The organism is Soonwooa purpurea (genome assembly GCF_053891095.1).
The window spans coordinates 213,888-226,702 of record NZ_JBSSMA010000002.1; the positions used below are offsets into that span (position 1 = coordinate 213,888).

The 12,815-nt window shown below is 35.3% G+C and carries 11 protein-coding genes; all 11 read left to right on the forward strand.

Annotated features, from left to right (window positions below):
• Positions 1-20 precede the first annotated feature (20 nt).
• The 11 genes from ACVFVN_RS02820 (at position 21) to ACVFVN_RS02870 (ending at position 12,812) form a co-directional block, all read left to right on the forward strand.
• Entirely contained in the window at positions 21-1,091 is a 1,071-nt protein-coding gene (locus ACVFVN_RS02820) for a formimidoylglutamase (protein WP_165135729.1), read from the forward strand.
• A 5-nt stretch (positions 1,092-1,096) separates the two neighbouring features.
• Positions 1,097-2,104 carry a glycosyltransferase family 2 protein gene (locus ACVFVN_RS02825; protein ID WP_456234086.1) on the forward strand — a complete coding sequence of 336 codons (1,008 nt, stop codon included), beginning with the start codon at positions 1,097-1,099 and terminating at the stop codon, positions 2,102-2,104.
• A 99-nt stretch (positions 2,105-2,203) separates the two neighbouring features.
• The gene (locus ACVFVN_RS02830; protein ID WP_456234087.1) at positions 2,204-3,400 is read left to right on the forward strand and encodes a glycosyltransferase family 4 protein; all 1,197 of its coding nucleotides are present in this window, start codon (positions 2,204-2,206) and stop codon (positions 3,398-3,400) included.
• Positions 3,401-3,422: 22 nt separating this feature from the next.
• Positions 3,423-4,289, forward strand: coding sequence for a polysaccharide biosynthesis/export family protein (locus tag ACVFVN_RS02835; RefSeq protein WP_185670487.1), 867 nt, complete (start codon positions 3,423-3,425; stop codon positions 4,287-4,289).
• Between the two features lie 3 nt (positions 4,290-4,292).
• Positions 4,293-6,785, forward strand: coding sequence for a polysaccharide biosynthesis tyrosine autokinase (locus tag ACVFVN_RS02840; protein WP_456234088.1), 2,493 nt, complete (start codon positions 4,293-4,295; stop codon positions 6,783-6,785).
• A 189-nt stretch (positions 6,786-6,974) separates the two neighbouring features.
• Positions 6,975-7,736 carry a type IX secretion system protein PorG gene (porG, locus tag ACVFVN_RS02845; RefSeq protein ID WP_456234089.1) on the forward strand — a complete coding sequence of 254 codons (762 nt, stop codon included), beginning with the start codon at positions 6,975-6,977 and terminating at the stop codon, positions 7,734-7,736.
• A 4-nt stretch (positions 7,737-7,740) separates the two neighbouring features.
• Entirely contained in the window at positions 7,741-8,484 is a 744-nt protein-coding gene (locus tag ACVFVN_RS02850; protein ID WP_456234090.1) for an isoprenyl transferase, read from the forward strand.
• Between the two features lie 39 nt (positions 8,485-8,523).
• Entirely contained in the window at positions 8,524-11,061 is a 2,538-nt protein-coding gene (bamA, locus tag ACVFVN_RS02855) for an outer membrane protein assembly factor BamA (protein ID WP_456234091.1), read from the forward strand.
• A gap of 18 nt (positions 11,062-11,079) precedes the next feature.
• On the forward strand, positions 11,080-11,745 hold the full coding sequence (locus ACVFVN_RS02860; RefSeq protein ID WP_456234092.1) for an OmpH family outer membrane protein: 666 nt from the start codon (positions 11,080-11,082) through the stop codon (positions 11,743-11,745).
• A gap of 29 nt (positions 11,746-11,774) precedes the next feature.
• Positions 11,775-12,272, forward strand: a complete 498-nt coding sequence (locus tag ACVFVN_RS02865; protein ID WP_165135750.1) for an OmpH family outer membrane protein — start codon at positions 11,775-11,777, stop codon at positions 12,270-12,272.
• Positions 12,273-12,332: 60 nt separating this feature from the next.
• Positions 12,333-12,812 carry an acyl-CoA thioesterase gene (locus ACVFVN_RS02870; RefSeq protein ID WP_165135753.1) on the forward strand — a complete coding sequence of 160 codons (480 nt, stop codon included), beginning with the start codon at positions 12,333-12,335 and terminating at the stop codon, positions 12,810-12,812.
• Positions 12,813-12,815: the final 3 nt, after the last annotated feature.

The window sequence follows — 12,815 nt, forward strand, 5'->3', positions numbered from 1 at the left end:
CAACTATCAATACCTAAACTATGAATTTTGAAGATTTTATCATCGCTCCCAAATCTATAAAAACCGAAGACTGGCAATTGGGCGCACACTTTTCCAACGAGATTTTGGAAGACAGCATTGTGTTGTTGTTTGTTTCGGATTATCGTGGCGCGCGCGGCGATGCAGAAGTTCAGGATTTTATGAATATCCGTCGTGAGTTTTACCGATTGTCAAAATTAGATTTTGAGATTCCGATGGTTGATTTGGGCGATTTGGTTTCAGGGAAAAGTTTGGAAGACACGCATTACATTCTTCAAGAGTTGTTGTCGGCGTGTCATTACAAACGTGCAATTCCTGTTGTGGTAGGCGGTTCTACAGATTTGGCGTTTTCGTTATACGCGGCTTTGGACTTTCATTATAAAAAAATAAACTATACGCAGATTAACAATGTCGTGTCTCTGGAACAAGGCGATGGTATTGATGAGCGTAATTTTTTAAGTAAAATATTAGGTAGCAAAAACTTTGAAATCCAGAATTACCATCATCTAGCTTATCAAAAACATTTGAATGAAGTAGACTCTGTGAAATTGATTAAGGAAGTACAGTTTGATGTGATCCGTTTGGCCGAAATGATGAATTCCACAGACCGAACAGAGCCTTATTTTCGAAAGACAGATTTGGTGACTATCAACTGTGATGCTATAGAAAGTGGCTATGACGCGTTCTCTATCAATCCGCAGGTTAATGGGCTCAACAGACGTGAAGTTTGTGCTTATATGAAGGAGATTGGTCTTAGTGAAAACTTAAAATCTGTAGGAATTTTTAATTATAATATTTATTCTGATGATCGTATGAATCATCAACTTTTGGCGCAAATGCTTTGGTATCTTATTGAAGGTATTAACATCCAACGCACGCATCCAAAAGAGCGAAAATTCGAGACTTATTGGGTGATGGTCGGCGAAGAAAGTTATGCTTTCCAGCGCGATACGTTTAGAAATCTTTGGTATTTTGGTGAGGACGAAGATGCTAATAATTTAGTTCCGTGTTCTCGATCAGATTTTGAAGATGCCAAAAGAGGTTATTTGGGCGAGCGTTTCACCAGACAATAAAACCTATGCGTCCAAAAGTTTCTATAATCGTTCCTGTTTATAATGTCGAAAATTATTTAGAAAAATGTTTGAATTCTTTGGTGAATCAGACGTTAGACTCTATTGAAATTATTGTCGTTAATGATGGTAGCCAAGATCAATCTCAACAAATAATTGATGTTTTTGCGCAAAATTTTCCTGAGAAGATAAAAGCTTTTTCTAAAGAAAATGGTGGGCTTAGCGATGCCAGAAATTTTGGTTTAGACCGTTGTGCAGGCGAATATATTGGTTTTGTGGATAGCGATGATTATGTTGCTAAAGAAATGTTTGATGAGATGTATCAATTGTCTCAAAAACATGATGCTGATATGGTGATTTGCAATCTGCAGAAAGTGGATGAGTGTGGGAATGTTACCCAAAAACTGACGCAAATCCCAAATATGGAGGAGAAGATCGAGCTTGAGAGACATTTTTCTGTGTTTTCGGATCTGAGTTATTTTGCATGTAATAAGCTTTTCAAAGCCGAATTGTTTGCTTTAAAACGATTTAAGAAAGGAATTCATTTTGAAGATATCCAGTTGATTCCGCAATTGTTATTGGATTGTAAAATCCTTGCTCAGACGCAGGCGTTTCATTACCAATATCTAGAGCGGACAGATTCGATTTCCAAAACACATACGTTGAAAGGTCTTGATATTTTGAATGCTGTGGAAGATGTTGAAGTGTTTTTTAATAATTCGTCTTTTTCAAATTTTAAAACCGAATTGAAAGCGTTCCAAATTTTGGAAGGTGTTTATACCTTTTTAGCCTATTTGGCTTTTGTAAAAGATAAAGCGACTTATTTACAAATGCGTTATGCGCTTTCTGATTTTATGCAAATGCGGAATATTTCTCGTAAAGATGTGATGGGGTATCAACGTTTTGGCGCAAATTATTTTTCGAGTCTTGGGCTAGCAAAACGTGTGTATTATCTGATACAGTTTTTTGTTCCGATTCGTTTTCATCATTTTTTACTTTCAAAATTGGCAAAATAAGTTTTTGAATTTTTAAGTTTTCAATTGATTTTTTTGTTTAAAACTATTGTAAATATATTAATGTATTGTTAATTTTTTTTGATAACGATACGGATATATATGGTTTTTATTAGTATTTTTGCGATGTTTATGGTTTTTACCGAGACAAAAACACAAAAATATGACGAAAAATTATTATCTCAGCCTATGGACAAGTTAGGTTTGTTACAAGACTTGGATTCTAAAACAATCTTTTATATTAAGGGGGTATTAGGTTTTACAATTTCTTTTTTGCTAACCTATATTACTATTCCTGCAATAATTAAAATTTCCCGAAGAAAAAATCTAATGGATGAGCCGACCATTAGAAGTTCTCATGAGCGCAAAATCCCTAATTTGGGAGGTATTGCTATTTTCTTTTCCTTGGGTGTCTGCGCACCTATTTTTGCGTATGAACTTTTTGAACAGTATAAGTTTTTGTTTGCTTCTTTGGTGATTTTGTTTTATGTTGGCGTTACAGATGATATTGTTGTGATGCGCGCTTATAAAAAATTGTTGGTGCAGATAGCGGTTTCGGTGTTAATGGTGGTAGGTTCTGATGTTAGAATAAGAAGTTTTTTTGGACTTTTTGGTATAGAAGAACTCAATTATTATTTTAGCGTATTTTTTAGTATTCTGACGTTTATAATTCTGATAAATGCCTTTAATTTAATTGACGGTATCGATGGTCTAGCTGGTAGTTATAGCGTCTTGTCGAGTGCTGTTTTTGCTATAAGCTTTTACAGGTTAGGCGAATATAATTATCCTTTGGTTGTTTTTTGCATCATTATTATTGGTGCCGTTTTAGGCTTTTTAAAATTCAATCTTTCAAAAGAAAGGAGCTATAGGATATTTATGGGAGATACAGGATCTATGATCTTGGGGTTTTTATTGGCTTTTACCGCGATACAATTTATTGACGTTTTTATAGATAAAGACGATATTATGATACCTCGCTATCATCTGTTATCTGCACCAGTTATTGCTTTGTCTATTTTGATTTTACCAGTAATAGATACGTTTTCCGTGATATTAATTAGATTGTTTAAAAAGCAGTCCCTCTTTAAGCCCGACCGAAATCACTTGTACCATAGGGTTTTGGATTTGGGTTTAACACATAAGCAAGCCACTTTAGTAATATGTTTTATTTATGTTTTGGTAATTATCTTAGTCTATTTTTTAAGACATCTTGACCTTAACCTACTTTTTTTTGTGGTATTTTTGCTGGGCATGTTTCTTTCAATTTTGCCTATAATTTTAAAAAAAAATATTAATTAAATAGTTTACAGATTATAAGATAATGATACGAAAGTTTTATATAGTCGCCATCCTTTTACTAGTGTTTTCATCGTGTATTTCTCGAAAAGATATTACTTATCTGCAACCAAGTGAGAGTCTTACGCTTAACGAGGAAGGCTTGGTTCCTTACAATATTCAAGAATACAGAGTTACAAAAAATGATATTTTGGGTCTTAATATTATAACGACGCCCAAAGGAGATGCTGCACAATTTTATTCTAATTATAATGTGACGCCTTCTGGGGAATCTGGAGGCGGCGGCGGGCAAAACCCTACAATATCAACAGGTGGTGTGGGTAGTGGCGGACAAGGTTTAGGAAATACCAGATTTTATTTCAATGGTATAAAAGTAGATTCTAAAGGTGATATTTACGTTTTTGGAATTGGTTTTATAAAAGCTGAGGGCAGAACATTGGAAGATATTTCACAAGAAATACAAACCAAGGTTAACGAAAACTTTCTGGATGGTAAGTCGGAAGTACGTCTTAATATTGATGGAATCAATTATTACATCTTGGGCGACATGGAAAGTGTGAATATGACGGGCGTAAAAAAAGCGCACGTTCAACAACTTAATATCCTTGAAGCTTTGTCAGCCAACGGTGGGCTCAACAGGACTGTTGATAGAAAAAATGTCGTGCTTCAGCGTAAATATCCAGAAGGTATAAAACGCGTGAAACTCGATCTTACAAGAGAAGATATCATGAACTCACCCTACTTTTGGATTCAGAATGGTGATATGATTTTGCTGAGTACCAACAAGAAAAGTATTTCTGGATTTGGGAAAGAGCCACTACAAAGTTTAACGACAGGGGTTTCGTTGTTAACAACGGTCTTGTCTATTTATTTGATTTTTACAAAGCTGTAAAATATGATCCCAGATAATAATAAAAAAACAACACATCTTGAAGATGAGGTTAAAACCAAGTCTTTTAGTTTGTTTGATCCTATGCATTTTGTACATAGGTTACTTAAAAATTGGTATTGGTTTGTAATTCTAGGACTTATAGGTTATGCTATTGCTTTCTTGTATAGTAAATATTATGCGCAAAGAGTCTATGAGTCGAGTTTGTCGCTGAGTATTTCTAATAATACAGCAAGTTATTTTACACCCAATCAATCTATTAATTTTATTTGGGGGCAAGGGGGCAATCAAGATGGGGTCTATATTAAAAAGATTTTACTTTCCAGAAGTCTTAACGAATATTTGGTTAACAAGCTGGATCTTTATACTAATTACACCACAAAAGGGTTAATAAAGCAGACTTACTTGGACCAAGATGATTCTCCAGTGATTTTAAAATTGGACAAAAGTCATGTGCAACAAGTTAATTATCAAATTACACTTATCCCAAAAGGAAATGATAAATATGAAGTTGTGCTTCCAGAAGATGGCAAGTCAACAACGCTTTATAATTATCAAACAGAAAGTTATGAAACGATACCCGATTATCCACAGCCTCAAAATAAAATTATAGGTATTGATGAATGGTATACCTCTCCGAATTTAAGATTTAAGCTAGAAAAAAATCCGAATCCTTCTTCGATTAAATTCGATAATATTAATATAACATTATTGGCTATTAATACCGCAGTTAATGGTATTGTATCAACACTTTCTGTACGTTTTGATCAAGAATTGCCATCTATTATGATTATCAGCAAAAAAGGATACAATCTTAATGGGACCGTTAGGTTTCTAAATATTGCTGTCGATGAGCTTATCAAAAAAAGACTAGAAGATACGAATACCGTTGACAAAAACACATTAGAATACCTAGCGAAGAATATCGATAAAGTAAGAAAAAAATTAGACTCTAGCGCAGCTTATCTTAACCATATTAAAGTTAGTAACAGGCTATATGATTTTAAAGGCTTAGATTCTAAAACCTTTGACAAACTTAAAGAAATAGAAACGAAAAAGGCAGAGCTTTTATCCAAAGTTAAAAATCTTGACCAAGTCCGAAATGTTGTTAACTCGAACAATATTGAGAAAATTATTAACATCAGCAGTGCAGGGATAGAAGATGGCGTATTTTCTGCTACGGTTTCTGAGCTCAAAGCACTTTATGCAAAGCGTAGAGAAATGGCGAAAATCTATACGCCCAATTCGGAGCCAATGCGTGAAATCAACAGATTGATTAACGAAGCAAAACTGAATTCAGTCGGTGGTTTACGACAATATTATTCCACATTCGATCAACAAATGAGGGATCTAGATGTAGAATTAAATAGTCTTGAAGGAAGTCTAGCAACTTTGCCAGAAAAGCAACGTTTATATCTGGATGCCGAAAGAGGTTACAACATTATAGAATCAACATACAACTCACTTTTGACAGAGCAAGCAAAAGCCCAAATGAGAATTGTATCAAATAAAAGTAACTTAACAATAATTGATAAAGCGAAAAATCTAGGACAAGGGCCTATCGCTCCCAATGTCGAAATCGTGAAAAGCGCGATTATCGGTGGATTATTGATTATTCCGTTAGTGCTCATTGCATTGTCAGAAGTTTTAGACAATCGCGTAAGAAATATCAAAGAAGTTGTAGGTGTAACCAAAATGCCGTTGTTAGGTGTTATTGGAAAAAATACAGATGATAGCAATCTTAGCGTTTTGGACCGTCCAAAATCTTCTATTGCAGAAGCATTCCGAGGCGTACGCGCCAATCTTAAGTTTTTATTCGATGAGGCCAAATCCAGCAAAGTTATCCTGGTAACATCCTCCATTAGTGGAGAAGGGAAAACTTATAACTCGATGAATTTGGCAACTGTCTTAGCCATAAGTGGCAAAAAAACAATATTGCTGGGAATGGACCTTAGAAAACCAAAAATATTTGGAGATTTCAAAATCAATAATAAAAGTGGTATTTCCAATTATTTAACGGGAGAATCATCTTTAGACCAGATTGTTAATAAGACCCAGATTGCAAGTTTGGATGTTATAACTTCTGGACCTATTCCGCCTAATCCTTCGGAGCTTTTATTAAGTGAGAAAAATCAAAAATTATTGGAGGAACTTAAAAAACAGTATGAATATATTGTCATAGACTCTCCACCTGTGGGACTCGTAGCTGATGCGTTTGAGTTGATGAAGCATGCCGATGCAACCATATACGTGGTAAGACACGAGTATACAGAAAAGTATATGCTGAATCTTATCAAAGAAAAAGTTGCAAAGAAAGAAGTATCCCATATAGGACTTATTTATAACGACTACGAAGCCAAACAAGGTTATGGCTACGGTTACGGCTATGGCTACGGCTACGGTTATGGCTACGGTTATTTCGAGGAAGATGTTGATTATAAAGAACCGAAAATTATTAAAATTAGGAACCAAATGAGAAGAATCTTTAAAAGAGGTTAATTGTTCCATTGTTGTTAGCGTTTGAAAAGAAAATTTTCACTTAGTCAATAATAATCTTACATTTTTTCGTTATTTAATTAACTTATTTTAATGTACTTCAAGTTTTTTTAACTAAACTTTAAGAAGTTTGTTAACCTAAAAATGTGTTATATTTGCAGCAATTTTAGGGAGAATTTGTCCCGAAATAATATGAGAATTAAAACTGTTTATACTTTTTTTATACTACTTGTCAGCTTTTTTAGTGTTACTAAAATAAGTGCACAACGTCATGAAGTGGGAATCCAAGCTGGGCTTAGCAATTTGGTGGGAGATATTGGAAATACCAATTTCATATTGCAAAAACCAATTCTGGGTAAGACCCTTAGTCTAGGCGTTCCGGTATATTTTGGCGCAATTTATCGCCTCAATGTCAATCCTCAGCAATCTTTGAGATTAGGTTTGGGCTATAGCCATATCCAGTTTAGTGATTTGCATGCCAAAGAAAATTATAGAAGACAAAGAGGATTATACGGTTCAAACTCTGTATTTCATGCAGATTTAACATTTGAGTATTATTTCTTCGATATTAATGAAGAACATAAAAGTAAAGTAAGCCCTTATGTTTTTGCAGGGATTGGAGGGATGATGTATAACGCCGTTAAGCTGAAAAATGTAGAAGTAGTAAATGGCCAGGTAGAACCTACTTACGATTCTACAAAAAAGATGAGTATGGATTTGCCCTTCGGTGTTGGAGTGAAATATAAATTTAATTATAATTGGGCGCTTTCCGCAGAAGCAACTTTTCGACAATCATTCTCAGATATGATTGATTATAGCCAAATCGAATCTAATGTTGAAGGAATTCCTAATGATTTTAGACAAATTGGAAATCCCAATTCTAATGATTGGATAAATTCTGCAACCATTATTTTATCATATTCATTTGGAAGACCACCTTGTTATTGCAAATAATTACATGTCAGATTTAAAACAACAAATAGATAAGACGAAATTGCCTCAACATGTTGCGATCATTATGGATGGCAATGGACGATGGGCAAAAACCCGTGGCGAGCAAAGAACCTTCGGACATCGTAATGCGATAGAAGCTGTTCGCAACGCCATCAATGCTTGTAACGAAATCGAGATACCTTATCTTACCCTCTATACCTTTTCAACAGAAAATTGGAAACGTCCTACAGATGAAGTAGATACATTGATGTCGCTGTTGTCGGAGTCATTGCTTAACGAAGCGGAGGAGATTTATACCAAAGGATTACGCCTGCATTTCATTGGAGATATTTCAAAACTACCAGATTTGGTGAAAGAGCAACTCCTTAATTTGGTCGATTTAACCAAAAATAATACAAGAGGAAATCTTATTTTGGCACTCAATTATGGCTCTCAGAATGAAATTTTAAAAGCCGTGAAAGAGATTGTACAAGACGTTAAAGAAGGCAAAATACAACAGGATGAGATAGATGACAAGGTTTTTGAACAGCATCTCTATACCAAAGATTTTCCACCGGTGGATCTTATGATTCGCACCAGTGGAGAAATCAGAATCAGCAATTTTATGCTTTGGCAGATTGCCTATGCTGAGCTACAATTTTTAGATGTTTTGTGGCCAGATTTTAGTAAAGACATTTTTTTCCAATGCATATTGGATTATCAAAATAAAGAACGACGTTACGGCATGACAAGTGAGCAAGTCCAGTAACATTTTGAGATTAAGCGATTGAAGAACTCATAAGAGAAAATGAAAAAATTAATTTTACCTATCATATTTTTTGCAGCCACAACCAGCGTGGTGAATGCACAAATAACACCACAAACAGGTAATCAAACTGCAGAGGTGCAGAATGAAGATGCGAACGAGTATTATCTTAAAGACATCGTTGTCGATGGTGTTAAGAAATATAATTCTGCACAAATTCTTAGAATGGCAGGCTTGGTAAAAGGCGAAAAAATCGAAATACCAGGGCAACGCATCAGCTCTGCAATCAAAAAATTATGGGAATCACAAGCTTTTTCGAAAGTGGAGATTCTTGTAGAAAATGTAGAAGGTGACCAGGCGGTTCTTAAGTTTTCACTCCAAGATCTTAAAGAACTTGGCGAAGTGAAATTTACAGGAAAAGGAATTGGTAAGTCTAAAAACGAAAAGTTTATAAAAGACAATAACCTTAAACCAGGAACTAAAATTAATAATAATTTAGTATCCAGTTTGCAAAACAAAATTCCGCAAGAGTACATCAAAAAAGGTTTTGCCGATGCCAAAATCACCATTGCCGACAAACCCAATGCCAACGATCCTAATATGGTCGACTGGACAATAGAAGTGGCTAAAGGAAAACGTGTGAAAATCGATGAAATTAGCTTCAAAGGAAATGAAAATGTGTCTTCTAGAAGACTTAGAAAAAGTGGTTTCAAAGACACAAAGCAGAAAAGATTTCTTTTAGGCTTATTAAAACCGTCACGCTTTATCGAGGACAAATACGAAGAAGATAAAAAAAATCTCATCAGTTATTACAACTCGCTAGGCTTTAGAGACGCTACAATTATTTCGGATAGTGTAACGCGTGACAACAAAGGTTATCATATCAATGTTAATCTTAACGAAGGAAAGAAATACTATATCGGAGATATCAACTTCATCGGAAATACAACGTTTACAACCGAGTTTTTGCAAAAAGTATTAGGTTATAAAACAGGAGATATTTACGACGCTGTTGGTTTTAATAAAAAAGTAGGTGAAGACGGCGGAAAGGAAGACGATTCTGATCTAAAATCGATCTACATGAACAATGGTTTCCTTTTCTCAAGCGTAACACCTATTGAAAAAGCGGTAAAAGGCGATTCTATCGATTTGGAAATCCGTATTAACGAGGGCGAAAAAGCAACTTGGAATCGTGTAACATGGTCGGGAAATACCACCACACATGACCATGTTATCCTCAGGTCTTTGAGAACGCTTCCAGGCGCATTGTTTGCAAAGTCTGATATCAAAAGAACTTATTTTGAATTGGCAGGTATGCAGTTCTTCGATCCCCAGCAGATCGGGACAGATGTAAAACCCAATCCTCAAGATAATACAGTTAATATGCATTGGACGTTGGTGGAGAAAGGTTCTTCGCAAGTACAATTACAAGCGGGTTATGGTGGTAACTCTTTTATCGGAACTTTAGGATTGACCTTCAATAATTTCTCACTTAGAAACTTCTTGAAGTTTAAAGATTTTAAACCGATTCCTCAAGGTGACGGGCAGACTTTATCATTGCAGGCACAGGCTGGACAGTATTTTACCAACTATTCCATCTCTTTTGTGGAGCCATGGTTGTTTGGGACGCGCCCAACAGCACTTAGTGTAGGGTTTAATTATTCGCGTGTTAATTACGATTATTATAATGGTGAAGATCAAAAATTAAATATCTTCTCAGCAAATGTTGGTTTAACCAGAAGGTTGAAATGGCCCGATGATTATTTCTCGTTCTATACAGGATTACAGTTCCAGAGTTATGATTTCAGAAACTATCCATTCCAGTTCGGCGATGCACAAGAAATGAATGGTAGTACAAAATCTTTAACAATGAACTTGGGATTAAGCCGAAACTCAGCAGGTCTGGATCCTATATTCCCAACTTATGGATCGAATTTGGATTTATCAGTGAAATTCACGCCACCGTATTCATTGTTTGAAAAGAAAGATTATTCAACAATGGCAGCTTTGGATAAGTACAAGTGGATGGAGTTCTTTAAAGTTAAATTCAAGGCAGACTTTTATAATGAAATCGTAGGAAAACTTGTTTTAAGAACAACCGCAGAAATGGGTTATCTTAGTGGATATAATAAAGAACTGGGTGCACCGCCATTTGAAAGATTCTATGTCGGAGGAGTTGGACTTTTTAATGGTAGATTCGACGGTAGAGAAATTGTTCCTTTGAGAGGTTACGAAAACTCATCATCTTCAGGTTTTACAAGTTCAACACCTTATGATATTACACCTTATGGTGGAGCGACAATTTATAACAGATTCGCTGCCGAATTGAGATATCCCATATCCATGAATCCAACGGCCAAAATCTTTGCTTTAACTTTTGTTGAAGGGGGTAACGCTTGGAACTCTTGGGGAAGTTATAATCCATTCCAGTTAAAACGTTCAGTAGGTATCGGCGTTAGAGTATCGATGTCAGCATTCGGACTTATTGGATTTGACTTTGCTTACGGATTCGACAAAGGTCTTGGGCAAACAGAGCCTTCAGGATGGCAGACACACTTCTTGATGAACCAACCATTATAATTTTTATACATTTGTAATATGAAGAAATTAGTTTTAGCTTTTGCAGTATGTGCTTTTTCTAGCACTGCTTTCGCGCAAAAAATTGGCGTTGTCGATACTAATTATATTTTGAGCAAATTGCCACAATACAAAGAGGCTGAAACTAGACTTAATACTCAAGTTTCGCAATGGCAAGCAGATTTGCAAAGATTGCAGAATGAATACGAAACCAAAAAAGCGGCTTTCGAAAGCGAAAAAGTTTTGTTGGTAGGAGATCAATTAAAACTTAGAGAAAAAGAAATTTCAGATTTAGAAAATAATATTCGTAACTCTATCAACGGTCGCTTCGGGACAGGTGGAGAGATTGACCAGTTGCGTTCAAGTTTGGTAAAACCTTATCAGGATCAAATCTGGAATAGCATCAAAAGCATGTCGGAGAAAAATAGTTTGGGCATAGTTATTGATAAAAGCAACAACACAAGTGTATTGTTTTTAGATAAAAAGTACGATTATACGGATGCCGTTTTAGCTTTGTTAGTAAAAGATTTACCTAAAACAGATAATGCTAAACCAGACCGCAAAGTAGGTGCACCAGTTAATAATACCAGACCTGGAGCTACGAAGTCTGCGCCAGCAAGAAGTAATAGTAGAGGTGGTGTCCGAGAGATAAAAGCGGCAGACACCCAAAAAATGGAATTAAAATAAGTAACAATTAAAATTATATATATTCAATTATGAAAAAACTAAGTGTATTATTTGCAGCAGTATTCTTGTTTGTTGCAGTAGGCGTTGCAAAAGCTCAGAAAATTGCATCTCTAGATGTAGGAGCAGTACTTAGCGTTATGCCAGAAAAAATCAAATTAGATCAACAAATGAAAACTTTATCTGATGCTAAAAAAACTGAATTAGATAAGAAAAGAACATCTGCTGAAACATTGTTCGAGAAATATCAAAAAGAAGCACCTACGCAAACACAGCAAATCAACGAGCAAAGAAATGCGGAATTGCAAAAACTTCAGTCTAACTTACAGCAAGAAGCTATGGCTGGTGAGAAAGATATCAGAGATAAATATGATGCTGGTCTAGAGCCAATCGAGAAAAAAATCCAAGATGCAATCTCTAAAGTTGCTAAGGCTAAAGGTTACGACTTCATCGTTGATGCAACTGTTTTTGTTTACAAAGGAGGTCCAGATGCGACTCAGGATGTAAAAGCTGAGTTAGGTTTGAAATAATCAAACTTAATTAACAAATATTAACCACTCTTTATGGAGTGGTTTTTTTATTTTTGCCCTATGGAAAAAGAATTCAAAAGTATAGCCAAAATACGTTTCGGAGATTGTGACCCGATAGGACATCTTAACAACATCAACTATCTTGTGTATATGTTAAATGCAAGAGAAGATCATGTAGAACAGCATTTTGGTTTTACTTACGAGGAATACGCTACCAAAACAGGCTTTACCTGGGTAAGTATTCAAAATGAAATCGCTTATTTTAAAGAAGTTAGATATAATAAAAAAGTTGTTATTTCCAGTAAATTAATCGACCTTCAAGACCGCATTTCGAAAGTTGAAATTCTTATGATGAGCGAGGACGAAAAAACAATCCACGCCGTACTTTGGATGACGGTTATTCATTTTAGTATGAAGTCCCGAAAAAGCGTGGCACATCCACCAGAAACTTTAGCTTTGTTCGAGCCAACGATCATTAACTTAGAAGAAAAAGATTTTACAGACCGTACCAAAGTCCTTAGACAGCGAAATAAAAAATAAAAA

Bases quoted from the DNA above. Each gene is read 5' to 3' on its own strand.
- ACVFVN_RS02820 (WP_165135729.1), top strand. From the start codon at position 21: ATGAATTTTGAAGATTTTATCATCGCTCCCAAATCTATAAAAACCGAA.
- ACVFVN_RS02825 (WP_456234086.1), top strand. From the start codon at position 1,097: ATGCGTCCAAAAGTTTCTATAATCGTTCCTGTTTATAATGTCGAAAAT.
- ACVFVN_RS02830 (WP_456234087.1), top strand. From the start codon at position 2,204: ATGGTTTTTATTAGTATTTTTGCGATGTTTATGGTTTTTACCGAGACA.
- ACVFVN_RS02835 (WP_185670487.1), top strand. From the start codon at position 3,423: ATGATACGAAAGTTTTATATAGTCGCCATCCTTTTACTAGTGTTTTCA.
- ACVFVN_RS02840 (WP_456234088.1), top strand. From the start codon at position 4,293: ATGATCCCAGATAATAATAAAAAAACAACACATCTTGAAGATGAGGTT.
- porG (WP_456234089.1), top strand. From the start codon at position 6,975: ATGAGAATTAAAACTGTTTATACTTTTTTTATACTACTTGTCAGCTTT.
- ACVFVN_RS02850 (WP_456234090.1), top strand. From the start codon at position 7,741: ATGTCAGATTTAAAACAACAAATAGATAAGACGAAATTGCCTCAACAT.
- bamA (WP_456234091.1), top strand. From the start codon at position 8,524: ATGAAAAAATTAATTTTACCTATCATATTTTTTGCAGCCACAACCAGC.
- ACVFVN_RS02860 (WP_456234092.1), top strand. From the start codon at position 11,080: ATGAAGAAATTAGTTTTAGCTTTTGCAGTATGTGCTTTTTCTAGCACT.
- ACVFVN_RS02865 (WP_165135750.1), top strand. From the start codon at position 11,775: ATGAAAAAACTAAGTGTATTATTTGCAGCAGTATTCTTGTTTGTTGCA.
- ACVFVN_RS02870 (WP_165135753.1), top strand. From the start codon at position 12,333: ATGGAAAAAGAATTCAAAAGTATAGCCAAAATACGTTTCGGAGATTGT.